Annotated in this window: 22 protein-coding genes, 1 tRNA gene and 1 pseudogene; 10 read left to right on the top strand and 14 right to left on the bottom strand. The window is 59.9% G+C overall.

All coding sequences use genetic code 11. The features are described 5' to 3' along the window. Both AAFM31_RS02570 and AAFM31_RS02565 read left to right on the top strand, forming a co-directional pair. Positions 1-1,548: an N-6 DNA methylase gene (locus AAFM31_RS02570; protein WP_341706322.1), complete on the top strand. Its 1,548-nt coding sequence runs from the start codon at positions 1-3 to the stop codon at positions 1,546-1,548. Continuing rightward, positions 1,545-2,828 (top strand): restriction endonuclease subunit S, encoded by a 1,284-nt coding sequence (locus AAFM31_RS02565; RefSeq protein ID WP_341706321.1) that lies wholly within the window; start codon positions 1,545-1,547, stop codon positions 2,826-2,828. The genes AAFM31_RS02570 and AAFM31_RS02565 overlap by 4 nt, the downstream gene beginning before the upstream one ends. 125 nt (positions 2,829-2,953) lie before the next feature. On the opposite strand, the gene fabF is transcribed toward AAFM31_RS02565, so the two are convergent. Then, on the bottom strand, positions 2,954-4,225 hold the full coding sequence (gene fabF, locus AAFM31_RS02560) for a beta-ketoacyl-ACP synthase II (protein WP_341706320.1): 1,272 nt from the start codon (positions 4,223-4,225) through the stop codon (positions 2,954-2,956). Between the two features lie 109 nt (positions 4,226-4,334). On the opposite strand from fabF, the gene AAFM31_RS02555 reads away from it, so the two are divergent. Next, positions 4,335-4,838: a helix-turn-helix domain-containing protein gene (locus tag AAFM31_RS02555; RefSeq protein WP_341706319.1), complete on the top strand. Its 504-nt coding sequence runs from the start codon at positions 4,335-4,337 to the stop codon at positions 4,836-4,838. A gap of 1 nt (position 4,839) precedes the next feature. On the opposite strand, the gene AAFM31_RS02550 is transcribed toward AAFM31_RS02555, so the two are convergent. The 3 genes from AAFM31_RS02550 to AAFM31_RS02540 all read right to left on the bottom strand — a co-directional run bounded on the left by AAFM31_RS02550 (position 4,840) and on the right by AAFM31_RS02540 (position 7,862). Then, positions 4,840-5,880, bottom strand: a complete 1,041-nt coding sequence (locus AAFM31_RS02550; RefSeq protein ID WP_341706318.1) for an MBL fold metallo-hydrolase — start codon at positions 5,878-5,880, stop codon at positions 4,840-4,842. Between the two features lie 43 nt (positions 5,881-5,923). Further along, positions 5,924-6,784: a phytanoyl-CoA dioxygenase family protein gene (locus AAFM31_RS02545; RefSeq protein ID WP_341706317.1), complete on the bottom strand. Its 861-nt coding sequence runs from the start codon at positions 6,782-6,784 to the stop codon at positions 5,924-5,926. 196 nt (positions 6,785-6,980) lie between these two features. Next, entirely contained in the window at positions 6,981-7,862 is an 882-nt protein-coding gene (locus AAFM31_RS02540; RefSeq protein WP_341706316.1) for a LysR family transcriptional regulator, read from the bottom strand. Positions 7,863-7,967: 105 nt separating this feature from the next. On the opposite strand from AAFM31_RS02540, the gene AAFM31_RS02535 reads away from it, so the two are divergent. Beyond that, positions 7,968-8,867, top strand: coding sequence for a DMT family transporter (locus tag AAFM31_RS02535; protein ID WP_341706314.1), 900 nt, complete (start codon positions 7,968-7,970; stop codon positions 8,865-8,867). Between the two features lie 38 nt (positions 8,868-8,905). On the opposite strand, the pseudogene uraH reads toward AAFM31_RS02535, so the two are convergent. From uraH to AAFM31_RS02505, 7 genes and pseudogenes are all read right to left on the bottom strand, one after another. Further along, positions 8,906-9,220, bottom strand: a pseudogene (gene uraH, locus AAFM31_RS02530) (hydroxyisourate hydrolase); the annotation flags it as partial. Then, positions 9,187-9,450, bottom strand: coding sequence for a hypothetical protein (locus tag AAFM31_RS17720; RefSeq protein ID WP_371833002.1), 264 nt, complete (start codon positions 9,448-9,450; stop codon positions 9,187-9,189). The gene AAFM31_RS17720 and the pseudogene uraH, both read right to left, overlap by 34 nt. Before the next feature lie 80 nt (positions 9,451-9,530). Next, positions 9,531-11,228 carry a GMC family oxidoreductase N-terminal domain-containing protein gene (locus AAFM31_RS02525; protein ID WP_341706313.1) on the bottom strand — a complete coding sequence of 566 codons (1,698 nt, stop codon included), beginning with the start codon at positions 11,226-11,228 and terminating at the stop codon, positions 9,531-9,533. A 283-nt stretch (positions 11,229-11,511) separates the two neighbouring features. Then, positions 11,512-11,601: transfer RNA gene (locus tag AAFM31_RS02520), tRNA-Ser, on the bottom strand. Between the two features lie 86 nt (positions 11,602-11,687). Next, positions 11,688-12,185 (bottom strand): thiol peroxidase, encoded by a 498-nt coding sequence (tpx, locus tag AAFM31_RS02515; protein WP_341706312.1) that lies wholly within the window; start codon positions 12,183-12,185, stop codon positions 11,688-11,690. 78 nt (positions 12,186-12,263) lie between these two features. Continuing rightward, the gene (locus AAFM31_RS02510; RefSeq protein WP_341706311.1) at positions 12,264-15,959 is read right to left on the bottom strand and encodes a translocation/assembly module TamB domain-containing protein; all 3,696 of its coding nucleotides are present in this window, start codon (positions 15,957-15,959) and stop codon (positions 12,264-12,266) included. Further along, positions 15,959-17,665, bottom strand: coding sequence for an autotransporter assembly complex family protein (locus tag AAFM31_RS02505; RefSeq protein WP_341706310.1), 1,707 nt, complete (start codon positions 17,663-17,665; stop codon positions 15,959-15,961). The genes AAFM31_RS02510 and AAFM31_RS02505 overlap by 1 nt, the downstream gene beginning before the upstream one ends. A 148-nt stretch (positions 17,666-17,813) precedes the next feature. Between AAFM31_RS02505 and xthA the strand changes: the two genes are divergently transcribed. Then, positions 17,814-18,626: an exodeoxyribonuclease III gene (gene xthA, locus AAFM31_RS02500; protein WP_341706309.1), complete on the top strand. Its 813-nt coding sequence runs from the start codon at positions 17,814-17,816 to the stop codon at positions 18,624-18,626. 52 nt (positions 18,627-18,678) lie between these two features. On the opposite strand, the gene clpA is transcribed toward xthA, so the two are convergent. Together clpA and clpS are read right to left on the bottom strand one after the other, a co-directional pair. Continuing rightward, positions 18,679-20,946, bottom strand: a complete 2,268-nt coding sequence (gene clpA, locus AAFM31_RS02495) for an ATP-dependent Clp protease ATP-binding subunit ClpA (RefSeq protein WP_341706308.1) — start codon at positions 20,944-20,946, stop codon at positions 18,679-18,681. Between the two features lie 33 nt (positions 20,947-20,979). Then, on the bottom strand, positions 20,980-21,342 hold the full coding sequence (clpS, locus tag AAFM31_RS02490; RefSeq protein WP_341706307.1) for an ATP-dependent Clp protease adapter ClpS: 363 nt from the start codon (positions 21,340-21,342) through the stop codon (positions 20,980-20,982). 218 nt (positions 21,343-21,560) lie between these two features. Between clpS and cspD the strand changes: the two genes are divergently transcribed. Beyond that, positions 21,561-21,824, top strand: coding sequence for a cold shock domain-containing protein CspD (cspD, locus tag AAFM31_RS02485; RefSeq protein WP_341706306.1), 264 nt, complete (start codon positions 21,561-21,563; stop codon positions 21,822-21,824). A gap of 101 nt (positions 21,825-21,925) precedes the next feature. Here the strand turns inward: cspD and icd are convergent, their stop codons facing one another. Then, on the bottom strand, positions 21,926-23,182 hold the full coding sequence (gene icd, locus AAFM31_RS02480) for an NADP-dependent isocitrate dehydrogenase (RefSeq protein WP_341706305.1): 1,257 nt from the start codon (positions 23,180-23,182) through the stop codon (positions 21,926-21,928). Positions 23,183-23,522: 340 nt separating this feature from the next. Here icd and AAFM31_RS02475 point away from each other — a divergent pair, with 340 nt between their 5' ends. The 4 genes from AAFM31_RS02475 to AAFM31_RS02460 are packed head-to-tail and all read left to right on the top strand — an operon-like array spanning position 23,523 to position 26,583. Further along, the gene (locus AAFM31_RS02475; RefSeq protein ID WP_341706304.1) at positions 23,523-23,957 is read left to right on the top strand and encodes an NUDIX hydrolase; all 435 of its coding nucleotides are present in this window, start codon (positions 23,523-23,525) and stop codon (positions 23,955-23,957) included. Between the two features lies 1 nt (position 23,958). Continuing rightward, complete coding sequence (gene mnmA / locus AAFM31_RS02470) at positions 23,959-25,083, top strand: tRNA 2-thiouridine(34) synthase MnmA (protein ID WP_341706303.1); 1,125 nt, start codon at positions 23,959-23,961, stop codon at positions 25,081-25,083. Further along, positions 25,080-25,700, top strand: a complete 621-nt coding sequence (gene hflD, locus AAFM31_RS02465) for a high frequency lysogenization protein HflD (RefSeq protein ID WP_341706302.1) — start codon at positions 25,080-25,082, stop codon at positions 25,698-25,700. The genes mnmA and hflD overlap by 4 nt, the downstream gene beginning before the upstream one ends. Beyond that, positions 25,693-26,583 carry a DMT family transporter gene (locus AAFM31_RS02460; RefSeq protein ID WP_341706301.1) on the top strand — a complete coding sequence of 297 codons (891 nt, stop codon included), beginning with the start codon at positions 25,693-25,695 and terminating at the stop codon, positions 26,581-26,583. Before hflD ends, AAFM31_RS02460 begins: the two co-directional genes overlap by 8 nt. Positions 26,584-26,596 lie beyond the last annotated feature (13 nt).

The following is a 26,596-nucleotide window of genomic DNA, read 5'->3' as shown; positions in this document are numbered from 1 at the left end:
ATGACCAACAACGACATCGTGCAGAAACTCTGGAACCTCTGCGACGTACTGCGCGACGACGGCATCAACTACAGCGACTACGTCACCGAACTGGTGCTGCTGCTGTTTATCAAGATGGTGCACGAAAACACCGAAGCCGGGCTGCTGGAGAAGCACCCGCTGCCCGCCGGCTGCCGCTGGACCGACCTGAACGGCAAATCCGGCATCAACCTGCTAAACGACTACAAGCGTATTCTGCTCAGCCTCTCCACCGGCAAAGACGCCGACGCCAATCTGGTGCACCAAGACCCGCTGATCAGCGCCATCTACGCCGACGCCCAAACCCGCCTGCGTGAGCCGCGCCACCTGGAACAGATGATCCGCACGCTCGACCAGATCGACTGGTTCAGCGCCCAGAAAGACGGTCTGGGTGACCTCTACGAAGGCCTGCTGGAGAAGAACGCCAGCGAAACCAAGTCTGGCGCCGGCCAGTACTTCACCCCGCGCGCGCTGATCAACAGCATGGTGCGCTGCCTCAAGCCGCAACCCGGTGAAGTGATTCAGGACCCGGCCGCCGGCACCGCCGGCTTTCTGGTAGCAGCAGACCAATACATGCGCGAGCAGACAGACAACTATCTGGACCTCAGCGCCAAAGACGCCGCCTTCCAGAAGAACCAGGCCTTTGTCGGTATTGAACTGGTGCCCAACACCCGTCGGCTATCGCTGATGAACTGCCTGCTGCACGGCATGGAAGGTGATGACGAAGGCGTAGTGCATCTGGGCAACGCCCTGGGCGAAGCCGGCAAAAGCCTGCCCCGCGCCGACATCATCCTCGCCAACCCGCCCTTCGGCACCAGCAAGGGTGGCGAAGCCTCAAACACCCGCGACGACCTGACCTTCAAGACCAGCAACAAGCAACTGGCCTTTCTGCAGCACATCTACCGCAACCTCAAGCCCGGCGGCCGCGCCGCCGTGGTGCTGCCAGACAACGTGCTGTTTGAAGCCGGCGTTGGCACCGAGGTGCGCCGCGACCTGATGCACAAATGCAACCTGCACACCCTCCTGCGCCTGCCCACCGGCATCTTCTACGCCCAGGGCGTGAAGACCAACGTGCTGTTCTTCCAGAAAGGCAGCGCCACCGACCCGCTGCAGGCAGAAAACTGCACCCAGCGCACCTGGGTCTTTGATCTGCGCAGCAATATGCCCAGCTTCGGTAAACGCACCCCCTTCGGCGACGCCCACCTCAAACCCTTTGAAGAGGCCTACGGCAGCGACCCGAACGGCAACAGCCCACGCACCGAAAACGTCGACGGCATCGGCGAACTCAGCCGCTTCCGCTGCTTTACCCGCCAGCAGATTGCCGAACGTGGCGACTCGCTGGATATCAGCTGGCTGAAGGACGATAACGCGATGGATGCCGCTGACCTGCCCGCCCCGGAGGTGTTGGCTGGAGAGGCGATGGCGGAGTTGACCGAGGCGTTGAAGGAATTGGAGGCGTTGATGGGGGCGTTGGTGCCGGCGGAGCTGGAAGCTGGAGGCTTGAAGCTGGAAGATGGGGTGCGGGGATGAGCGCAAGCCTGCCGCCTGGATGGACAACCTGCAAAATCGGGCAGGTCATTGAATTCAAATACGGAAAGGCTCTTCCAGCCTCCATACGCGACGGAGCAGGATTCCCTGTTTTTGGGTCGAACGGGGTTGTCGGACATCATTCAAGCTGGTTAGCCAGTGCCCCAACCATTGTGATTGGCAGGAAAGGCAGCGTTGGAGAGGTTTGTTTCTCTTCAGAAAACTGCTCACCTATCGACACTACATACTACGTCGATGAATTTGATGCTTTTAACCCTAAATTTTGCTTCTACCTCTTGAAGTGTCTCGACTTAGGTAGCCTAAACAAAGCTACTGCCATCCCAGGACTAAACCGCAAAGATGCTTATGGGTTGCAGCTTAGCCTTCCTCCATTGGCCGAACAAACCCGCATCGCCGCCAAACTCGACGAGCTGCTGGCTCAGGTCGACACCCTGAAAGCCCGCATCGACGGCATCCCCGCCCTGCTCAAACGCTTCCGCCAGTCCGTCCTTGCTGCGGCGGTTTCGGGGCGATTGACGGAGGAGTGGCGTATCAAATCGAGCAATTATCAGGATGTGAGCTGGCCAAATAAGAAGCTCTCCACCTGTTGTTCATTAGTTACTAGCGGCTCTCGTGGATGGGCCGACTATTATGCTAAGGAAGGTGCTATTTTTGTTCGCTCCCAAGACATTAATACTGACGAGCTTGACTTAAGTAACACTGCATTTGTAAAGCTTCCCCAATCCTCAGAAGGCAAACGCACGAAACTGGAAGTCCAAGACATCTTGTTGACGATAACAGGTGCCAATGTTGGAAAGGTCGCCCGGGTACAGGCTGCTATACCTGAGGCATATGTTAGCCAGCATGTAGCCTTGATCCGTTTGAGCGATTCAAACTTGGCACCCTTCATCGAGCTGTATTTAAAGGATGTCGGCAGCGGCCGAAAAGAACTCACTCGACTAGCCTATGGGGGAGGGAAACCCGGCCTCAACTTATCCAACATCAAGAACTTGATGGTCCCTTGCCCGCCGATAGAAGAACAAACCGAAATCGTCCGCCGCGTCAAGCAGCTCTTCGCCTTTGCCGATCAGCTGGAAGCCCGTGTTGTCGCCGCTCAGGAACGGATCGACAAACTGACCCAAAGCATTCTGGCTAAGGCGTTTCGCGGCGAGTTGGTGCCGCAGGACCCGAATGACGAGCCCGCCAGCGTGCTGCTGGAGCGCATCAAGGCTCAACGCGCCGCCGCGCCCAAGGCCAAGCGCGGACGCAAAACGGCTAAATAACCAAGCACACCGGCCTCCGACCGTGCGTAGGGGCACAGCATGCTGTGCCCGTTCGGTCTGATAGGTGCCGCCAAGTATGGCGAGGGGCCGTGCGGTATTGACCTCGGGCACGGCATGCCGTGCCCCTACGACGCCCAACGTTTGAACAACAGACTGGCGTTGACTCCGCCAAAGCCAAAGCCATTCGACAGCGCGTATTCGATCCGCATCGGCCGAGCGTTGCCGCGTACCAGATCCAGCCCGGCTGCCACCTCATCAGGGTTATCCAGATTCAGCGTCGCCGGTGCCAGCTGGTCGCGCAGCGCCAGCACGGTAAACACCGCTTCAATGCCGCCAGCCGCACCCAGCAGGTGGCCGGTGGCGGACTTGGTCGAGCTGATCGCCGGGCCTGCGCCATTACCGAACAGCGCCTTGATCGCCGCCAATTCACCCAGATCGCCGACCGGTGTAGAGGTGGCGTGGGCGTTAAGGTACTGCACTTGCTCCGCGGTGACGCCGGCCTGCTTGAGCGCCTGTTCCATCGCCCGGCGCGCGCCGCTGCCGTCTTCCGGCCCGGCGGTCATGTGATAGGCGTCGGCGCTGGTGCCATAGCCCACCAGTTCAGCCAGCGGCGTCGCGCCACGGGCTAACGCATGCTCCAGCGATTCAATCACCAGCAGCCCTGCGCCCTCGCCCATGACGAACCCGTCGCGAGCCTGATCGAATGGCCGGGAGGCTTTTTCCGGTGCATCGCTGTGGCTGCCAGACAACGCCCGCGCCGCGGCAAAACCGGCCAGGCTGACCCGGTGAATACAGGCCTCAGCACCACCGGCGATGGCAATGTCCGCCTCGCCTGCACGAATCATCCGCGCCGCATCACCAATCGCCTGCACGCCAGCTGCACACGCCGTCACCGGTGCGCCAAGTGGGCCTTTGAATCCATGCAGAATCGAAATATGTCCAGCCGCCATGTTGCAGAGGAACGCGGGGATGGTGAATGGCGACAGCCGACGCGGGCCCTTGCTATCGGTGGTGCGCACCGCTTCCACCATGGCCGGGAAGCCGCCGGTGCCGGAGGCAATGATGGTCGCCGTGCGCTCCTGCCCTTCACTGTCTTGCGGTGCCCATCCAGCTTGAGTCAGTGCTTCCTGTGCGGCGGCGATGGCAAACAGGATAAAGCGGTCCATCTTGCGCTGCTCTTTCGCTGGCAGATAGCGGTCCGGGTCGAAACCGGCTTGCGGATCCTGCTCGGCGCTCTGCACCTGCCCGCCAATGCGGACTGCCAGATCACCGATCAGCTCCTCAGGCAGTGTTCGGATACCTGATTGGCCCGCCGTTAGTCGCTGCCAGACGGCCTCAACACCCGTGCCCAGCGGTGAGACCGCGCCCATACCGGTGACCACAATGCGCTTATTCATCAGAGTCCTGCTCCTTCGTTTCGGGAAAGTCCAATAGCAGATGGACGTCACTATCATAATGAAAGTAACATTCTGAGCCAGCCTTGTATGCAACCGGACGGTCAAATCGATGCAGCGAAAGAAACTCACCAACGCCGAATGCCCCATTGCTCGCAGCCTTAATGAGGTCGGTGAGTGGTGGAGCATTCTGCTGATGCGTGACGCCCTGCAGGGCCAGCGACGCTTCGATGAGTTCTCACAGAGTTTAGGCATTGCGCCGAATATGCTCACCCGCCGGCTCACGGCACTGGTGGACGCTGGCATGCTTGAGCGCGTGCCCTACAGCCAACGGCCGCTGCGCTACGAATACGTGCCAACCGCCAAAGGGGAAGACTTTGCCTCAGTGCTGATGGCCTTCGTCGACTGGGGTAATCGTCATTACGCCGAGGACGGCGAAAGCGTGCAGGTGGTCGATCGCCAAACAGGCAAGCGCGTACAGCTGCGTTTCATCGACCCGGATGACGGCCGCGCGATCACTCCGGATCACTGCACAGTGCAGCCGGGGCCGGCAGCCAGCGAGAGAATGCGCGAACGGTTTGGGCGCAAGCGCGCCCACTCAGAACCCACTGCGTGAATCAGTGGTCGCGGGCACGATACCACTCGACACCGTTGGCATCGGGTTCCATCACTACCCTGCCCTCGGCAATCAGGCAGTTCAGGTTGGCGCGGCTCTCACCGGTCGCCAGCGCCAGCACGATGCCGTCGTCCATGCCAATTGGCCGCCCAAACAGGCACTCGAAGATATCAACACTGCGCCGGGGCACACGCAACTCTGCGTGCAGCCGGTTCAGCAAGCGCTGCTGACTGTCGACCAGATCATCGATGCGTGCGTGCAGGCCACGGAAGCAGTCGTTGTGTGACGGCAGAACCAGCACGCTGTCGCTGACCTTTTCGTGAATCCGCCGCATTGAAGTCACCCACTCCCCCAACGGGTTGCCGTTCGGTTCGCGGGCCTGCACCGACACGTTGGATGAGATCAGCGGCAGCACCTGATCACCGGAGATGAACAGCGCCAGTTCGGCGCAGTAGAGGCAGGCGTGTTCAGCCGTATGCCCCTGACCAACAATCACCTGCCAGTCATGCTCACCAATGCTGAGCACATCACCGTCACTGATGCGGCGGAACTGCTCAGGCAACGGATGGACCATGCTGGAGATGCCGCCGTAGTTGCTGCAGAAATACTCCAGCGCTGCAGCGTTCCAGCCCGCACGACGGTAAAACGCCAGCTCCGTCTCGGGCGCTTCCCGGCCCTGCAGCCGCGCGGCGTTGCAGGCGTGGTATTCGATGTGCGGCATCCACAGCTCGCAGCCAAAACGCTCGACCAGCCAGCCGGCCAGCCCGGCGTGATCGGCATGACGGTGAGTACAGATCACCCGCGTCACCGGCAGGCCACCCAACACCTCGTCAAACAGCTGCTCCCAAACGCCCATCGCCTGCTTGGTCCAGACGCCGGTATCAATCAGCGCCCAACCGTCGCGATCACGCAGCGCCCAGAGGTTCACATGATCCAGCCTGAACGGCAGCGGCATACGAATCCAAAGCACGCCCGGCTGCACTTCCAGCGTTGCGCCCAGAGCAGGTGTGATAACCGGGTAAATCAGGCCTTCTGTTGCCATATTGCTGCTTCTTGATCAGAGGTGGTGGGAACACGGATTACATCTATTTCTCTTCGAGCAGGCGCCGCGGATGCATGCCGTTGACCATGCCCATGAACGGCGGGTGAATCGAGTAGCCGAGCATGCGCTGGATATGCGGGCTGCATTCGCGGGCACGCGGCAGCGACACCGACAGACTGAAGTTCTCCTGCTGGCGCGCCCAGGGCTCACAGTACTGGGCGGTGACCGCAAGCCGGGCGTTGGCGCTGTGATTGGCACCACCGCCATGCCAGAGGGTGCCGAGAAACAGCACCATCGAGCCCTTGGGCATGATCACCGGGATCGCTTTGGCACAGTCGTCGGGCGTCGGCGCGTGTCCATCCCAAGTATGGCTGCCGGGAATCACCACGGTTGCACCGTTGTCGGCGGTGAAGTCATCCATGGCGATGATGGTGGCCGCACCAAAATGCGGGCGTGGCCGCGGTACCGGGTAGAAGGCATCGTCATGATGCAGCGGTTGCGCCTGCTCGCCGGGCAGAATGTTGATCACCTGCAGTTGCGAGAGCAGATAATTCGGCGCCAGCACTTTATCCAGCAGCCCTAGCACAAGCGGATGCTCGACCAGCGGATTGCACGCCAGGGTTTTGGAAATCACCGCATAGAGCCGCTGGGTCAGTGTCCCCTCAAAGTCGTTGCGACCACAGTGCTCGGGCAGCAGCGCCCGCAACTCGGCGCTGATCTGGTCGATCTGCGCCTCCGGGACAATCCGCTCCAGAATCACATAACCATCGCGCAGCAATGCGGTATGCAGCCGCTCAAGCTCCGCGGCATCAACCGTATCCTGACTTCCGGCAGTTGATTTGTAGGCCTTTGCGTAGCCGCTTTTAAGGTACTCACTGTCACCCGATAACACGCGCTGACTCATGCCCGCCCCCTCTTATGGTTGTTGGCCGACGCGCAGGGGCGAGACACCTGTCGTCATCGGTGGACGTGAACGATGCGATGACCGCGCTGAGCACTGCGCGGCGATACCCCATTGTAGGGCGGCAGCCTCCGCTGATAAGGGGCGCAACGCGGACGATCCTGCCAATTACCGGACTGGGCCGCGCGCTGTTGAGCGGCTATTCAGCGAGCAAATGATCAATCAGCCCGCGGGCGAACGAGGAGATCGGCGTTTTGCTGCTGGTGCAAATTTTCAGATCGCGCTGAGCCCAATCGTCCTCCACCTCGATGATCGACACCGGCTGGCGACCCGACAGCTTGACCGCCTCGCGCGGCACCAGGCCAATCCCCACCCCGGCGGCAACCATCCGGCAGACCGCCTCGAAGCTGTTGACCTGCACCCGCACGTTCAGGTGCGAGCCCATGTGCGATGCGGCATTCATGGTGAAGGTATGGATTGCCGAACCCGCGTGCAGCATGACAAAGGGCTCGCCAACCACCTGTGCAAACGCCAGCGAGCCAGCTGCTGCCAGCCGGTGGCCCGGAGCGGTGATCAAGACCAGTCGATCCGCCCGGTAAGGCAGCAGCTCGACTTCTTGATAGTCGTCGTAACCGGCCACGATGCCGATCTCCGCATCGCCACGGGCAACACCGGCGAGAATGTCGGCGCTGGTGTGCTCTTCCAGATTCACGCTGACCTGCGGGTGCTCAGCCAAAAATGCCGCCAGATCGTTCGGCAGATAGCTGTGAATGGCGTGAGTGTTAGCCCATAGCCGCACATGCCCCTGCACGCCTTCGGCAAAGGGCGCGAGATCCGAATGCATCTGTTCCAGCCGGGCAAATACCTGACGGGCATGGCGCAGAAAGATTTCGCCGGCACGGGTCAGCTCGACGCCGCGCGAGCGCCGGTGCAGCAATACCGTGCCGAGTGACGCTTCCAGCATCTTGATCCGATGGCTGGCAGAGGACGGCGCCAAGAACGCCCGCTCCGCGCCGTGCGTCAGGCTCTGGCACTCGGCGATGGCAATGAACAGGCGCAGATCAGTCAGGTTGTATTTCATATGAATTCGAAAAATACGAACGCTTGAGTGGGGAAAACGCAATTCTACAGGCGCCTCAAGAGGATTAGCATCCAATCAATTGAACCCAGGCCAATAGAATCTCCCATGACCCGCACCGCCCTTTCCCCCAGACAGATCGGTATGTTGCTTGCCGTCCTTGCGGCTTTCGGCTTCTCGTTCAAGGCGATTCTCGTCAAGCTGGCCTACCTTGCCGGGCCGGTCGACGCCATCACCCTGCTCTCGCTGCGAATGCTGTTTTCCTTGCCGATGTTCCTGCTCAGCGGCTTCGCCTACCTGCGTAACGGCCCACGTCTCAACCGCAAGGATTGGGCGCTGCTGATCTTTCTTGGGCTGACCGGATACTACGGCGCGTCGATTCTCGACTTTGCTGGTTTGCAGTACATCTCTGCCGGACTGGAGCGGGTGATTCTGTTTACCTACCCGACCATCACCATCCTGATTGGCCTGCTGTTTCTCGGCAAGACCGCCAGCCCGCGGCTGATCGGCGCGCTGGTGCTCTGCTACGCCGGCGTGAGTCTGGTGTTTGTCAGTGACCACCAGTTCGCCGAAGACAGCATTGCCCCCTGGCTCGGCGCCGCGCTGGTGTTCGGCTCAGCGCTGTCGTACGCCTGCTACACAGCGTTCGCTGAAGTCTCGATCGCCAAACTCGGGGCTGCGCGGTTTTCGATTTTGGCGTTGATCGTGTCGATCCTGGCGGCACAATTGCACTTTCTCGTCACCAATCCGATCAGCGACCTGATCCAGCCTTTGCCAATCTACGCTTATTGCGCAGCGATGGCGCTGTTCTCAACCGTGCTGCCAATCTTCTTTCAGTCAGGTGCAATTCAGCGTATCGGCGCCGGGCCAACCGTACTGGTGGGCATGCTTGGCCCGGTCATGACCATCGTCTTCAGCTGGTTGCTGCTGGCAGAGCCGCTAACCTGGATACAGCTGGCGGGTACCGCGCTGGTCATCTGGGGGATTTATCTGATTCGCAGGCAATGAAGCGCGGCACCGGCAACAGACCGGTGCTGCGGAGCCAATCAGTTACCGCGATAGGTGGAAAACCCGTAGGGGCTGAGCAGCAGCGGGATGTGGTAATGGGGCACAGAGGCATCGACCTCGAAAATCACCGGCACTTCCGGAAAGAAGGTTTTGGCTTGCTGCTCTGCAAACCAGTCGCCGGTCTTGAAGGTCACCCGGTACGTACCATCAGTCAAATTTTGGCCGTCCGGGTACAGCCCGGTGATGCGCCCCTGTTCGTTGGTAACGCCCTCGCTGAGTGCCTGCCACTGCGCACCTTGCAAGCGCTCCAGGGTGACCTTTACATCCGGTGACGGCAGGCCGCTCTCCAGTGACGCAGGCTGATCGGCGTGCGCGCCTGCTTGTTGCGGAAACGCTCGCCGCGAAACTGCGCTGACTCAGGATAGGTTGGCAACGCCGGCCGAAGCGATCCGGTGAGCGCCGCCCGCGCTGCTGCGCCAAACGCCAGCAACATCGCTGCCAGCCGCGTGGGACGCCAATCGATAAACCGTCGCGCACGGCCTGGTTCACTGGCAGGCACGTCCTCGCTGTTACGCTGCTTCATCCACCCTCCACCTCGTAGTGCCATCGTGATTGAATGCCGCAGCTATTTATGAAATCGAGTAACCGGCGCCGCCGAACGTTTCAGCCCGCGCGTGCGCCTGCCACAGAAGCAGAGACTACGGTGTGGTAATCCGCCGGGTTGGATGCCAGCGGCAGGTCCCAGTCCTCACGGATCATTTCTGCGCCCTTCTCGCCAATCATGATCGACGGGGCCATAGTGTTGCCGCCGACAATGCGCGGCATCACCGAGCTGTCCACCACGCGCAAACCTTCCAAGCCATGCACCCGCAGGCGGGCATCGACTACTGAATCGGCGGCGTCAGGCCCCATCCGGCAGGAGCCAACCGGATGATAGTTGGTGCCGGCGGCATTGCGGGCAAACTGCTCCCAGTCGGTGTCGGTACGACAATGCGCGGTGCGCAGGTCGCGCTTGATGCGCCCGGCGAAGGTTGGTGTCTGGGTCATGATCGCGTTTACGCGCTTGAGACCCTCGACCATGGTCGCCAGGTCCTGCGGATCGCTGAAGTAGTTGAACTGGATCAGCGGATCGGCGTGCGGATCGCTGCTGGCAAGTTTTACTGTACCCCGGCTCTGCGGATGCAACAGCAACACATGCACAGACATCCCGTGCCTGAGGTCCATCTTGCGGCCGTGACTGCACGCGATCGCGTTCACGAACTCGTACTGGATCTCCGGCTTGCGCGACTCCGGCGTCAGACTCATGAACCCCGTAACCTCGACGAAGTTGGTCGCCAGGCGCCCGGTGCCATCGCGCTTCCAATCCTTCCAGCCCCGCCACATGACGCCCACGGCTTTGGGCGACCCACCCATCAGATCAGTGTCGCCGGGAATGTGAAACGCCATGATCACGTCAGCGTGGTCCTGCAGGTGCTTACCTACTGCCGGCAACGCGTGAACCGTATCGATCCCCAGCGGCTTGAGCCACTGTGGGTCGCCGACACCGGAGAGCTGCAGCAACTTGGCCGAGAGGATACCGCCACCGGCGACAATAACTTCCTTGCGGCAAAGTACAATGCGGCGCTGGCCCTGCTGCTCAATCTCCACGCCCACGGCACGCTTGCCCTCGAAGATGATGCGCGTGCACTGGGTATCGGTCCACAGTTGCAGGTTGCTGCGGCGCTCCAGAACCGGGTGGATGTAGGCCTTGCCAACCCCATAGCGCACTCCGTGCTTCATAAACACCTGGGTACGTCGACAGCCTTCTTGGCTGACCCCATTGAGGTCGGGGTTATGGGGGAGTCCTGCTTCAGCACAGGCCTGAATACACACTTCTTGATAGGGATTACCGGTGCGGGGCTCTTCTACCCACATCGGCCCATCCGTGCCGTGCAGCGGGTCATCACGAAAGGTCTGATTATTCTCCGACTTACGGAAATACGGCAAAACCTCAGCCCATGACCAGCCGGGATTGCCCATGGCAGCCCAGTCGTCGTAGTCCTGCTGGTTGCCGCGCATGTACATCAGCGTATTGATACTGGAGCCACCGCCAAGGCCCCGCCCGAGCGGATGGAAATCCCGGCGGCCGTTGAGGCCAGGGTCCACCTCGGTATTCAGGCCATAGTTGTTGCTGCTTTTGCGCGGTACTAATGCCAGGGTTCCCATCGCAAGGTTGTCCGCCAGCAGGCCACGTCGATCAGGACCTGCCTCCAGCAGCAGTACCTGGCAGTCTGGTACTTCGCTCAACCGAGCCGCGCTCACGCAACCACCGGGGCCGCCGCCAATGACGATAAAATCGAAGGTGTCTGTCACCGTTGCCATATTGTTTCTCTCTTATAGTTGGCTGGGGTTTTCCGAATGATGCTTCAGACGATCGGTGGCGGCTTGACAGATTCTGACAGCTGCTTGCTGTTACGGGGCTTGGATGTAAAAAAGTGGCAGAGGAACAATATTGTTTGACGTAGTTCTGCTCTTCCATGAGCGTCGGCGGTAGTAACAGGGTAAATTTGTTCGCCTACTCAGCAGGCGCGGCCTCATGATTAACCCGGCACGATCTGTTCTGACAAACAAAAAACCCGGCACAAGGCCGGGTTCTTTGTTTGTATGGCGGAGGGACAGGGATTCGAACCCTGGGAAGGCTTTCACCTTCGCCGGTTTTCAAGACCGGTGCATTCAACCGCTCTGCCATCCCTCCACGGCGGGCAATGTTACTGGAAATCCCTGCAGAGTCAATGGGGTAGACGCACAGAGTTCAGATAATTCTATCGCCCGCGTCGCGCCTTACAGCGCAGCCAGTGCTGCTTCGTAGTTTGGCTCCTGGCCGATTTCGCCGACCAGCTCGCTGTAGAGGACGTTGTCGTCTTCATCCAGCACCACAACAGCGCGGGCAGTCAGGCCGGCCAGCGGGCCGTTTTCGATGTCGACGCCGTAATTGCGAACAAACTCGCGGCCACGCAGGGTAGACAGGTTGATGACGTTATCCAGACCTTCCGCACCGCAGAAACGCGCCTGAGCAAACGGCAGGTCGGCGGAGATGCACAGCACGACGGTGTTCTCCAGGCTGCTGGCCTTGGCGTTGAAAGTACGGATAGAGGTAGCGCAAACCGGGGTATCGACGCTCGGGAAGATATTCAGAATCTTGCGTTTACCAGTCAGGCTGGCGAGGCTGACGTCGGACAGGTCCTTGGCAACCAGCGTGAATGCCGGAGCCTTGTCGCCCTTGGCCGGGAAGGTACCGCCGATGGAGATGGGATTACCGCGCAGAGTAACGCTAGACATGATGACTCCTTCAATGTGCCGAGGCACTACTTGTGTGTGCTAAACAGACGGGCCGCAACGGCGCCACCCGCCAAAAAATCAGAAGTCGATACGATAGAAGAAATCCAGAGAGCTGGCAAAACCACTAACCGCCTCCAGATACAATCGTCGCGACAGTTCGTAGCGCAGTGCCAGGTTGTTGGATGGCTCGAACACCCCCACACCATAACGCACACTGAGCTTGTCGGTAATACTGCCGCTGGCAACCACCTGTGTATCGGTGCCCTGCCCCTCGGCCTCAACGGCAAAGTCCTCGAGCCCGAGCGCATCGCCAATATGCCGGGTGATCGGCGCAGCACCGGCCAGACCGAGGCCAAGCGCGGCCTGGCCCAGCAGGTTACTGTCGCCCTCTTCACCCAGCGGGCGCCCGAGCACCAGATACGACATGGCTTCCTGCTGCGACATGCCCGGCTCGGAGAAAACACTGGTGGTAGGCGCACTGGCATTGCCGGTCACCCGCAGACCAGCAATGACATCATCGACCTCACGGATGGCTTCGACGTTCAGGTACGGCTGACTGATCGGACCAGAAAATAGCAGCAGTGCGCGGCGCAGTTTCAGGTCTTGGCCGAGGCGGCGGAACTCGCCATCGAGGATCTGCAGATCGCCGTTGGCATTCAGGTTTTCCTGTACTTCAAGCTGCCCTTTCAGACGCCCTTTCAAACCAAACGCGTTGAGCCGCAGCTGGTCACCGATATTCAACTTGACCCGCGCGGTGATACCCAGCGCCTCTGCAGTGTCAGTATTCTCGCGGCCGACGATGACCGTGTCAGGCGATACCCGCACTGCGCCCGCAGGCAGCTCGCGCACAACGATATCGCCTTCAGGGATCGCCAGTTCGCCGCCCACGTGCAGATTGCCGTCACGCAGACTCATCTCCACATTCGGTGCGACCAGCAGTTTGGCGTAGGGCTCGACGTTGACCGGCAGATCATGGCCCTGCAGCGTCAGCGCGACATCGAGCGGCGCCCAGCCAACACGGCCGCGTACGCGACCCTCACCTTTTTCGCCACTGCGCCATTGGCCGTCGATATTCGCGGCCTGGCCGTCGATGGCGATATCGGCCTGCAACTGCTCAAAACTGACGGGGAGATTTGGCCCCGTGATCAATCCGTTCCGTAACGTCAGCAAACCCGTCACCACGGGCTCGCGCAGCACACCAGACAACTCACCACTGCCATTCAGCGTTGCTTGCAGCTCCTCGACGTCAGCCAGGAACGGGCGAAGGAAATCGAGCTGCAGCTGCTCGACCTGATAGCTGCCGGAAAGCCGCTGACTGCCTGCCGGCTCGCGGACATTGGCGTTGACCAGCAGGCGACCGATAACATCGCTGCGCAGCTCCAGCACCGCAGTCGCGTTGCGGGCTTGCAGATCCGTCGAGAATTGCAGCTGCTGATAGGGAAATGTCAGCGACTCGCCATTGTCCTTCACCGTGATAACGCCGTCAGCCGAACTCAGGTTGACGTTGGCAACCGGCGCCTGCGCGGCCTTCTGGTTGAACACCAACTGCCCCTGCAGATTGCCCTGCCAATCGAAGTCGGCAGGCATCCACGGAGCCAACTCGGCGAGATTGAAGTTGTTCAGAGCAACATCCAGCTGGCGGTCCGGCATCAGCGTCTGCTGGCCGTTGAAGCACAGGCTGGCGTCCGCCTGACGCCAACAGTGCTCACCCAGTTGCAGGCGGCCAGTTGCCAGTTGGTAGTTCACATCAGCAGCGTCGTCCTGCCGCAGCTCAAGATGCTGGTGACGCAGCACGCCCTGACTCAACTCACCTTGCCAGTTAGCGTCTGAGAGCGCGCCGTTGACCGACAGCTCTGCCTCTGCGTCACCGCCCAACAGCGTCAGTCGCGCCCGATGGCTGGCACGGTCACCATCCACTCCCAGCTGGACATTTCCCAACTGCGTCGCGCCAGTTCGCAGGCGCTCGGCCGACAGCTGCAGCGACATCGGCAGGGTCTTGCTTAGCGTCGTGTCGAGTTGCAGCGTCAGAGTACTCGTGCGTGCGTCCAGATAGCCAACCCGGGCACCTTGCAGCGCAGCGCTGATATGCGGCGCCGCGGCGCTGCCAGCCAGCTGCAGGTTACCGTTCAGAGCGCCGCGCAGCCCTGGCCAGAGCGCTTTCATCTCATTCAACTGCAGGTCCAGCTGTGCTGCCACTTGCGCTCCCCAGCGCCCCTGCCCCGTCACCCGATTATTGCCCTGTTCGAGACGTAAGCCGGATAGCGCCCAGGTCTCTTCGCTCTTGTTCAGCGCGCCGACAAACGCCAGCGGTTGATCCCGCAGTTCCCCCTGCAGATTCCAGTCGGCATCCAACGTCAGCTGTTCGCCTTGCAGCGCACCGCTGCTGTTCAGCATGCCACCCAGGCTGCCAGGCAAGGCAGCGATGAATACACTGGGGTCGACACTATCGAGCTGAAACTGCCCTTGCCACCGCACAGCGGGTTGCAGCTCAAGCTGCAGAGTACCGGTCGCGCTGCCGCCCTGCGCAGTCAGGCTCAGCGGACTGATATCCAGCGCCTGCTGGTCACCCTGCACCCGCGCACTGACTGCCACTTCCTGTGCAGCCACACCGGTCAGTTGAGCATCCAGTCGAGCGTCGACCTTGCCGCCCTTCAGGCTGGCGGTCGCAGCCAGTTGCTGCAGCACCACCTCACCGGTATCGACGGGGTACAGCGACTGCCAAGGAAAGTGGTCCACTGCCAGCTGCAGCTCAGCTTCGGGCTCGCCTTGCCAACTTGCACTCCCGCTTGCGACGAGTTGCCGGGCGGGATCGTCGGCGACTTGGAGGGTCAAGGCCAACTGGTCGACACCCGACATATTCGCCTGCGCCGTCAGCAGTAGCGCGACCTGCCCATCCTCGCCCGGCAGCTGCGCATCCGCGTGCAGCATGTAACCGGAGTTAAGATCGCCTGCGAGGTCCAGCGCGAGCCCCTGCAACGTCAGCGAGGAAGGCAAACTACGCAGTGGCAGAAAATCCTCGCCCTGCCATTGCAGCTGCAGGGGAAAACCCGGTTCAAACAGATTGGCCGAGGCGTCCAGCCAACCAGTCAGGTAGCCACGACTGTCGGCTCTCAGTTGCAGATCACGCAGGTCACCGCCGGCGGTCAGATGCAGGCGCCAGTCACGCTCGTCGACCGGCGGCAGAGACACGTCGGCTGTCAGCTCCAGCGGCCAGTCGCCCTGCATCTGCACCTTGCCGTCCAGCCGCCAATGCAAATCAGGGCGACTGCCACTGAAGGTCTGGATGACCAACTCATCACCGCGACCAAACGCTGCCAGCTCCAAATCAGTCAACAGCGCAGTCTCGCCATCCAGCGAGAGCTCCCCCAGATGCAGCTTGCCAACCTCCAGCGCCAAGGGCAGCTGCAATGCAGGCAAGCTGAGCGGCGCAGTTTCTTTCTGCGGCTCAGTTGGCTGGGTTATCACGGTGACGCGCTCGGCCGACAGACTATCCAGGCACAGCGTCGCACCAAACAAACAGGATGGGCTCCACGCCAGCGAGACGCGTTCGATATCTAAATCGACTGACTCGTCTTGCCAGCGCAATTGAGCAAACGACCAGCCGAGCCAAAGGTTGCCTTGGTCAAACTCCAGCGACAGCTGCGGCAAGCGGCTATCCACCTGCTCGAACAGCCAGCGGTTGATTGGCTCACTGGCCAGCAACAAGCCCAGCAGCAGCGGCAGCGCCAGCAGAATGATCAGCCCGCGCAGCAGGGCCTTGGCAAGAAAGCGCATCACAGCTCCGGCCCCATCGAGAAGTGAACCTTGAAACCGACATCCGGATCGGACAGCGAGCGCGCCAGATCAAAGCGAATCGGGCCGATCGGCGACGCCCAGCGAATACCAACCCCGACGCTGGTTTTCAGCGGATCCATCAGCGAATCAACGGCGTTGCCGTGATCGACAAAGGTCGCGGCGCGCCAGCTTTTGATGAACTCGTATTGGTACTCGGCGCTTGAGGCCATCAGATAGCGCGCCCCAATGGTTTCCCCGGTACTGTCGACCGGAGACAGACTCTGATACTCGTAGCCGCGAATACTTTGGTCGCCACCGGCAAAGAAACGCAGCGAGGGAGGAATGCTGGAAAAATCGTTAGTCGCCACCGCTCCGAGCGCAACTCGGCCCAGGAACCGGTGCTTATCAAACAAGGTGTAAAGCCCCTTTACCTGCGCCATGACCCGGGCAAAGTCGACGGTAGACAGAACCCCCTCCTTGGCCACCTGAGCGTCCAGCAACAAACTGTACCCGCGCAGCGGGTCGATGCCACCCGAGGTTTGTGCACGCTGCAACACCAGACTGGGAATCAGCATGGTAGCGGTGCCGCTGTCATCCCCGAGCGAGAACACCTCTTGTTGCAAGCGCAAACCGACACTACGTTGCCAGCCGCTCTCAAGGCGCTTATTGACCTCCGCCCCCACCGCCAGGCTGTGAGTCTGTACGTCGTCGATATCCTCTTTTTGCCAGCCCACAAAGTAACGCAGGTTGTGGGTGATCGGGTCATCCAGAGGCACCTGATAGAACGCGCTGACTTCCTGGCGCGGCGCCGACAGCTCCATACTCGCGCCGCGGCTGTGACCCTGAGGGTTGATCCAGTGCTGATCCCAGGTCATCTTGCCGCGCACGCCAACATCCGTTGAGTAGCCACCACCAAAACCCAAGGAGTGAGGATTGCGTTCGGAAATCTCGACCTCGACGGGGACCTGCCCCCCCACTGCCTTGTCTACCGGAGCGGTAACCAGCACGCCGTTGAAGTAGCCGCTAGAGAGTAGATCCTGGTTCAGCTTGCCAACCAGGTCGGCGTCATAAGGCGCGCCCGACTCAAACGGCACCATGCGCGCGAGCAGGTCATCATTGAACTGGGTATCGGAAAAGTGCACCGGGCCAAAGCTGTAGCGTGGGCCGGTATCGTACTGAACATCGACGTCGGCCTTGCTGCGCTCGACATCGACCCTGAGTTCGCGCTTGAGGTACTGACCATCGAAGTAGCCATAGCGCAGTGCACGGCTATTGATGCGCGACTTCAGGGTTTCGTAACGGCCGTGGTTAAGGATCTGCCCCTTGGGCAGCAACTCGTCGACACCCAACTGGAAAGCCGGAGTTCCAGCCCCTGCACCAAGGACCTGCACCGCAACCTGATCCAGCCGAACCGGTTCACCCAGCTCCACACGCACGTCCAGCTGCGGCGCGTCGTCAGGGCCGGTAATGTCGAGCTGATTGCGAGTCTGATAGTAGCCAAGCGCTTGAGCAGCCAGAGTCGCTTGCTCGTCGATATGGCGCAGCTGCCGTTCCAGGCCCTCGCGGCTGCTGGCCTCAACGGGTCCTATATAGGCTTCGACATTTTCACGGACGGACTTTTTCGACGGCTCGACTGTGACCTTGACTCCGGCCTGCGCAGCAGACACTACAGAAGCAAGTAACAACAGTGAGAACGCGCGACGCATGAGCTCCATCCCGGCAGGTATTCGCAGTCGGAATGCTAACACGCCGGGGTGTCGCTCGTGTCCCAAATCAGACGCATTTAGGCTACCCTATTCAGCCTTCTTCGCCGCCGCGCTGCGTCGGTAGAACCTCGAATTACAGGACATGCCCATGAAGATCGTATCGTTCAACATCAACGGCCTGCGGGCTCGTCCGCACCAGTTGCAGGAACTGGTCGCACGTCACAATCCGGACGTCATTGGCCTGCAGGAAACCAAGGTCGACGATCCGCAATTCCCATTGGCCGACGTTGAGGCGCTGGGTTACCACGTCGCCTTCCACGGTCAGAAAGGCCACTACGGTGTTGCCCTGCTGACTCGCCAGCAACCACTGTGGGTACGCAAGGGGTTCCCATCCGATGAGGACGATGCCCAACGTCGGATGATCAGCGCTGCCATCCCCTGCGCAGACGGAGAGCCACTGATTGTTTTCAACGGCTACTTCCCGCAGGGCGAGAGCCGTGACCATCCGACCAAGTTTCCGGCCAAGGAAAAGTTCTACGAAGACCTGCAAGCCCACCTGGAAGCCGAGTTCACGCCGGATCAGCGCATCGCCATCATCGGTGACATGAACATCTCCGACACCGACGCCGACATCGGCATCGGCCCGGACAACGCCAAGCGCTGGTTGCGCACAGGCAAATGCAGCTTCCTGCCGGAAGAGCGTGGTTGGATGGCGCGCCTGAAGGGCTGGGGCCTGGTCGACACCTTCCGTCACCTCAACCCTGACTCAGATCGTTACAGCTGGTTTGATTACCGCAGCCGTGGCTTCGAGGACACCCCCAAACGTGGTCTGCGGATCGACATGGTACTGGCCAGCAGCGCGCTGGCTGAGCATTGCGTTGAAAGCGACATCGACTACGACATCCGCGGGATGGAGAAGCCTTCCGATCACGCCCCGATCTGGTCGCGCTTCAACGTTTGATCAGAGCAAAAAAAAGACCGGCAGATGCCGGTCTTTTTCGTTGAGGAGGGCCTCAGGCAACTGCCGCCTCCGGCACCTCGATCTCCAGCTCACCATCACGCAACGTGACGTGCACCGTGCCGCCCTGCTCCGCCAGTTCGCCAAACAGGATTTGCTCGGCCAGCGGGCGCTTGATCTTGTCCTGAATCAAGCGCGCCATCGGGCGCGCGCCCATCATGGGATCGTAGCCGTGCTCAGCCAGCCAGTTGCGCGCATCCTCATCCACATCCAGCAGCACATGCTTGTCTTCCAGCTGGGCCTGCAGTTCGGTGAGGAACTTGTCGACCACGAACTTGATGCTCTCGTGAGTCAGACGGCCAAACTGGATGATCGCATCCAGACGGTTGCGGAATTCCGGCGTGAAGGCCTTCTTGATGATTTCCATGCCATCGGTGCTGTGATCCTGCTTGGTAAAGCCGATCGACGCCCGGGACATGGTCTCGGCCCCCGCGTTGGTAGTCATCACCAGAATGACGTTGCGGAAATCCGCCTTGCGGCCGTTGTTATCGGTCAGGGTGCCGTGATCCATTACCTGTAGCAGCAGGTTGAAGACCTCGGGGTGCGCCTTCTCGATTTCGTCGAGCAGCAAGACACAATGCGGACTCTTGGTGACCGCCTCGGTCAACAGGCCGCCCTGATCAAACCCGACGTAGCCCGGAGGTGCGCCGATCAGGCGGGACACAGTATGGCGCTCCATGTACTCGGACATATCGAAGCGCAGCAGCTCAACGCCGAGGCTCTTAGCCAACTGACGGGTAACCTCAGTCTTGCCCACACCGGTCGGGCCGGCAAACAGGAACGAGCCTACCGGCTTATCGGCTGACTTCAGGCCTGCACGCGACAGCTTGATCGCAGTAGACAATGCATCGATTGCGCCGTCCTGCCCGAACACCACCAGTTTGAGGTCACGTTCCAGATTCTTCAGCAGCTCCTTATCACTGGAGGACACATGCTTCGGGGGAATCCGTGCGATCTTGGCCACAATCGCCTCAACCTCGGGCACATCGATAAACTCCGGACGGTTTTCCGGGAGCTGCAGGCGCTGGTACGCCCCCGCCTCGTCGATCACGTCGATCGCCTTGTCTGGCATGTGACGGTCGTTGATGTAGCGGCTAGCCAACTCCGCTGCAGCCTTCAGAGCCTCGTCGGTATAGCGAATGCCGTGGTGATCCTCGAAACGGCTCTTGAGCCCCTTGAGAATCTGGATGGTGTCGGTAACCGAAGGTTCGACTACGTCGACTTTCTGGAAGCGCCGCGCCAGCGCGCGATCCTTCTCGAAAATGCCGCGGAATTCCTGGAACGTGGTCGAACCAATGCAGCGAATCTCACCGGAAGACAGCAGCGGCTTGAGCAGGTTTGACGCATCCATCACGCCACCAGATGCCGCACCCGCACCAATGATGGTGTGGATCTCGTCAATAAACAGAATTGCGTGCGGGCGCTTCTTCAGAGCCTTCAGCAACGCCTTGAAGCGTTTCTCGAAGTCACCGCGGTACTTGGTACCAGCCAACAGCGCACCCAAATCCAGCGAGTAGACAACCGCTTCTGACAAGGTATCCGGCACCTCGCCATCGACGATGCGTTTTGCCAACCCCTCAGCGATAGCCGTCTTGCCAACGCCCGCTTCACCGACCAGCAACGGGTTGTTCTTGCGGCGACGCATGAGAATCTGGGCGACGCGCTCTACCTCAGACGCACGACCGACCAACGGATCAATCCGTCCCTTGCGCGCCATTTCGTTCAGATTGCTGGCGTAGGCCTCCAGCGGATTGCTGGCGGTCGCCCCTTCTGCGGTTTCTTCATCCATGGACTCCTGCTCGTCGCCGATCTGTTCGGCGTCGCTCTGCACCTTGGAGATGCCATGGGAGATGAAATTAACGATATCGATACGTGCAATTTGCTGCTGCTTGAGGAAGAACACAGCCTGGCTTTCCTGCTCGCTGAAAATCGCGACCAGAACGTTGGCTCCGCTGACTTCGCCCTTGCCAGAGCTCTGCACATGGAATACGGCGCGCTGCAACACGCGCTGGAAGCCCAGCGTTGGCTGGGTCTCACGCTCCTGATCCTGCTTGGGAATCAGCGGCGTGGTGGAATCGATGAATTCGGTGAGCTCGCGCCGCAGGCGGTCCAAATCCGCTCCGCAGGCATTGAGGACATCGATCGCTGCCTGATTATCCAACAACGCAAGCAACAGATGTTCCACGGTCATGAACTCATGCCGCTTGTTGCGCGCATCCTTGAACGCCAGATTCAGGGTGATCTCGAGATCTCTATTGAGCATGTTGCCACCTCATATGCGATGCAAATCGCCTTGTTACGCTTCCCGTTCAATCTGACACATCAACGGGTGCTGGCATTCCCTCGCGTAGTCATTGACTTCCGCGGCCTTGGTTTCGGCTATGTCCCGGGTGTAGATGCCACAGACCGCTCTACCTTCAGTATGCACCTTGAGCATGATCTGTGTGGCACTTTCCCGATTGTGGGCAAAAAAACGCTCCAGAACCTCCACGACAAAATCCATCGGCGTGTAGTCATCATTCAGCATGATGACCTTATAACGAGACGGTGGCTTGAGCTGAGGTTTGCTGGTCTCGACCGCCAGGCCGTGATCATCCTCATGCTCGGGCTCCCCCGGCCCTTGATTTAAGGTTAGTTGAAAATCTGTCATTGAAAACATTTGCCATTTCACCGCTGGAAGCCAGAAAAGATGCCGCTCATCGCAAAACTGCGTACTGGTACGCAGGTTGCTTTGGGGCCTGCTTGACTTGCCCCGATTCGATGTTAAAAGTGTAATAGTGCTTGACTGACCAGTCACCATTTACATCCCCGACATGCCATTGGTCAGCAAGGGCCACACCACTCACATGATGTGACAAGCTATCAGAGGGACGTAGTATGGAGAACGGTAAGGTCAAATGGTTCAATAATGCCAAGGGCTACGGATTTATCGTAGCGAACGGGCGGGACGAGGACCTCTTTGCGCACTATTCAGCCATTCAGATGGATGGCTATAAAACGCTCAAGGCCGGTCAGCCGGTTCAGTTTGACATCATCCAGGGCCCCAAGGGCTTGCACGCCATCAACATCCAATCCACTGTTGAGCACGCTAGCAAGAAACAGCTGGAAAATGAAGGCGCAACGAGCCTCATGCATGACTGATTGCTGATCTCGGTCACGCAAACAACAAAGCCGGCTTTTGCCGGCTTTGTTGTTTTTGCACGATATCGGGCCGCACCACAGCGCGACCCGAACCGCAGCGCTTACATCGCGCCGATGACGTCGTCACCAAACTCGGAGCACTTGCGCAGTGTCGCACCGTCCATCAGACGCTCGAAGTCATAAGTGACGGTCTTGTTGGCGATGGCACCGTTGACACCCTTGATGATCAGGTCGGCAGCTTCAACCCAGCCCATGTGGCGGAGCATCATTTCAGCAGACAGGATCACAGAGCCCGGGTTGACCTTGTCCTGACCGGCATACTTCGGAGCAGTACCGTGGGTCGCTTCGAACATGGCAACGGAGTCAGACAGGTTGGCGCCCGGAGCAATACCGATACCACCAACTTCAGCAGCCAGGGCGTCAGACAGGTAGTCACCGTTCAGGTTCAGGGTGGCAATCACGTCGTACTCAGCCGGGCGCAGCAGGATCTGCTGCAGCATGGCGTCAGCGATGACGTCCTTGACCACGATGGTCTTGCCGGTGTTCGGGTTCGTGAACTGCATCCAGGGGCCGCCATCCAGCAGCTCGGCGCCAAACTCGTCACGTGCAACTTCGTAACCCCAATCTTTGAAGGCACCTTCGGTGAACTTCATGATGTTGCCCTTGTGAACCAGGGTCAGGGAGGAACGATCGTTGTCGACGGTGTACTGCAGAGCCTGACGAACCAGACGCTTGGTGCCTGCTTCAGAAACCGGCTTGATACCGATACCGCACATGTCGGTGAAGCGGATCTTCTTGACGCCCATTTCTTCGGTCAGGAACTTGATGATCTTCTCTGCTTCCGGGCTACCGGCTTTCCACTCAACACCAGCGTAGATGTCTTCGGAGTTCTCGCGGAAGATGACCATGTCGACGTCACCCGGCTTCTTGACCGGGCTCGGCACGCCTTCAAACCAGCGAACCGGACGCTGACAAACGTACAGGTCGAGTTCCTGACGCAGGGCAACGTTGAGGGAGCGGATACCACCGCCTACCGGAGTAGTCAGCGGGCCCTTGATGGAAACAACATACTCTTTGATGGCGTCCAGCGTTTCAGCCGGCAGCCAAGTGTCCTGATCGTAAACCTGAGTGGCTTTCTCGCCCGCATAGACTTCCATCCAGGAAATCTTGCGCTTGCCGGCGTACGCTTTTTCAATGGCAGCGTCGACGACCTTGATCATGACAGGGGAAATATCGAAACCGATGCCGTCACCCTCGATGTAGGGGATGATCGGATTGTCGGGTACGTTCAGGGAAAGGTCGGCGTTAACGGTAATTTTGTCGCCGCTGGCCGGCACCTGGATCTTTTGGTATCCCATCTTTGACTCCGTTTATGTTGTCGTTGCCACAGGCGATGCCGGCAGGTGGGTAACCCCCGACATCCCATGAATACGGATTTTCAGCCGCGCTATTGTTGTAGTTTTCCTACAGAATGTCACGCACTTTTGTCTACAATCTCGCCGAGCGCCCTCTCTCCTCGCCCATTTGAGCCATCTATGAGGGGCGATCAACGAAGAATATGTAGTAACACTACAATCACACTACAAAACACAGCCAATCAGAATCCTAGCTGTTTTCCTTCGCTTTACCAAAGCCGGCAGCGGAGGTTCACCGCAACAGCGGTTTGCGCTACCCTATCGCACCTGTCGAGGAGCCGCGATGCGATTTCTACCCCACGTTACTGTCGCCACCATCGTCGAGCATCAGTCACGTTTTCTGATGGTCGAAGAAAAGCGTGACGGGCGCATTGTCCTGAATCAACCCGCAGGCCATCTAGAGGCTGACGAATCGCTACTCCAGGCCGCCCTTCGAGAGACCCTGGAAGAAACAGGCTGGCACGTGGAACTCACCAGCGTCGTCGGTATATATCTATTTCAGGCCGCCAACGGTGAAACCTACCAGCGCGTTTGCTTCAGTGCCAAGCCTATCAGCCATGAGCCAGAACGAACGCTGGACGAAGGTATTATTCGCGCCCGCTGGATGTCGCTCGACGAACTTGTCGACAATACTGAAATACTGCGCAGCCATCTGGTTCTGGGCTGCGTACAGGACTATCTGAACAAACCGCACTACTCACTGGATCTGATTCGCTGACATGTCTACCCAGCTCAACACGCCCAACTCTGAAATTCGCGTCATCGTCGGCATGTCCGGCGGCGTCGACTCGTCCGTTTCCGCGGCACTGCTGCTGGAGCAGGGCTATCAGGTGGAAGGCCTGTTCATGAAGAATTGGGACGAGGACGACGGCACCGAGTACTGCACCGCCAAGGAAGACCTGGCCGATGCCCAAGCCGTAAGCGACCGCCTCGGGATCAAGCTGCATACCGCCAACTTCGCCGCCGAATACTGGGACAACGTGTTCGAGCACTTTCTGGAAGAGTACAAGGCTGGCCGCACACCCAATCCGGACATCCTCTGCAACCGTGAAATCAAGTTTAAAGCGTTCCTTGATTACGCCCTGTCGCTCGGCGCAGACCTGATCGCCACCGGTCACTATGTACGCCGCGCAGAGCGCGATGGCCAGACCGTGCTGCTGCGCGGCATCGACAACAACAAGGATCAAAGCTACTTCCTGCACGCTGTGGGCGCCGAGCAGATTGCGCGCACCCTGTTCCCGGTCGGCGAACTGGAGAAACCCGAAGTACGCCGTATCGCCGAGCGCTACGAGCTGGCAACCGCTCGCAAGAAGGATTCGACGGGCATCTGCTTTATTGGCGAGCGCCGCTTCAGCGACTTCCTCAAGCAGTACCTGCCCGCCCAGCCCGGCGACATCGAGACGACCGACGGCACCGTGATCGGTCGTCATCATGGCTTGATGTACCACACCATCGGCCAGCGCCAGGGCCTCGGTATCGGTGGCCTGCAAGGTGCCAGCGACGAGCCCTGGTATGTGCTGCGCAAGGACCTGTCCAACAACGTGCTGGTCGTCGGCCAGGGCAACAACCACCCCTGGCTATTCTCGGACGCCCTCACCTGCTCATCGATCTACTGGGTAAACCCGATTGAGATCGCCGAGCCGCTGCGCCTGACCGCCAAGGTGCGCTACCGCCAGTCGGATCAGGCCTGTACGCTGGAGAAAACCGAGAATGGCTACCTCGTTCGTTTTGATGAGCCTCAGCGCGCTGTCACCCCCGGCCAGTCACTGGTGCTGTACAAGGACGACATCTGCCTTGGCGGCGGCGTGATCGAAACGGCGATTGCCAGCGGAGATGCACAGTGAGCCGCATCACCGATCAAGTCATTGCGCTGGGCGCAACGTTCGAAGCGGGCATCCAGGTCGACCGCCTGGCGCGTAGCGGCAAGCTGGCGGAAGGGCCCACCTCCTGTCTGGTGGCGAGCATTCTTAACCGCTCACCCGACAATGTGATCGATGTTTACGGCGGCAGCCCGCACCAGATTCGCAGCGGCCTGCAGGCACTTGAAGCGATGTTGGAGCGCGATACTGCGGCGCTTCAGCGTGACGCTCTGCGCTATGTCATGAACCTGTTGTCCCTCGAACGCCAGTTGGCCAAGCGCGACGACATGCTGCAAGTGCTCGGTCAGCGTATCGCTCAGGCCGACAATCAGGTCGAACACTTTGGTCTGCTGCACGATAACGTCATGGCATCGCTTGGCAGCACCTATCAGGACACCATCAGCACCCTGCGCCTGCGCATTCAGGTGCATGGCGACATGCGCTTTCTGCAGCAACCCGAGGTTGCGAATCGCGTGCGCACCCTGCTGCTGGCCGGCATCCGCTCTGCCACCCTGTGGCGCCAGGTTGGCGGCCACCGCTGGCAGCTGCTGTTCCAGCGCAAAAAGCTGCTCGACGCGACCCGCGCGGTGCTGCGTGGTTGAACTGGTCCGCCAGGACCAGCCGCGCGCCGGCGCGATACTGCTTGCGCTCTCCGCCCTCCTATTTGCTTGCATGGGCGTCCTCATCCGGGAAGTGTCAGACGGCGTCAACAACGAAACCGTCGTCTTTGCACGTAACCTGATAGGTGTATTTTTTTTCTTGCCGATTATCTTGGTGCGCGGGTTCAGCCCATTCCGAACCGAGCGCCTGGGCAATCACTTTCTGCGCACGTTCTATGGCCTTGGCGCCATGTATTGCTTCTTTTACGCCATTGCACACCTGCCACTGGCAGACGCCATGGTCTTTACCTACGCCGCCCCCGTCTTCACACCAGTTCTGGCCTGGTGGTGGCTGAAGGAAAGCCTGACCGGGCGCATGCTGCTGGCGGTATCCATCGGTTTTATTGGCGTCATATTGGTCGCCAAGCCCAGCGGCGCCGTGTTTGATCCGAAAGCACTCGCAGGGGTGGCTGCGAGCCTGCTCGCGGCCTGCGCCTTTGTTTCCATTCGCGCGATGAGCGACAGCGAGCCAGCCACCCGCATTGTTTTCTACTTCTCGACCTTCTCAGCACTGCTGTCAGCCATTCCAATGGCCTGGGCATGGCAACCACTGACATTGAAGCAAGTCGGCTTGCTGGTCGCCGTAGGGCTGGTAGCCACCGTCAGCCAACTGGTGATGTCCAAGGCCTATGCCCTCGCTCCGCCCGGCAAAATTGGGCCATTGAGCTATCTCGCCATCGTGTTCTCAGGCCTGTTCGCTTGGGCACTTTGGGCAGAAGTTCCAGACTGGTCCTCTTGGGCTGGAGCCGGCCTGATCTTCGCCGCCAGCCTGATCAGCGTGTATCTGCCTTCCAAATCGGGCAAATCCGGTACGTCTGGTGTATGATTTGGCCCTTTTC

This window comes from Halopseudomonas sp. (assembly GCF_038130085.1).
In the GTDB taxonomy this organism is placed as follows: domain Bacteria; phylum Pseudomonadota; class Gammaproteobacteria; order Pseudomonadales; family Pseudomonadaceae; genus Halopseudomonas.
This window is presented reverse-complemented; position numbering and strand designations above follow the sequence as displayed.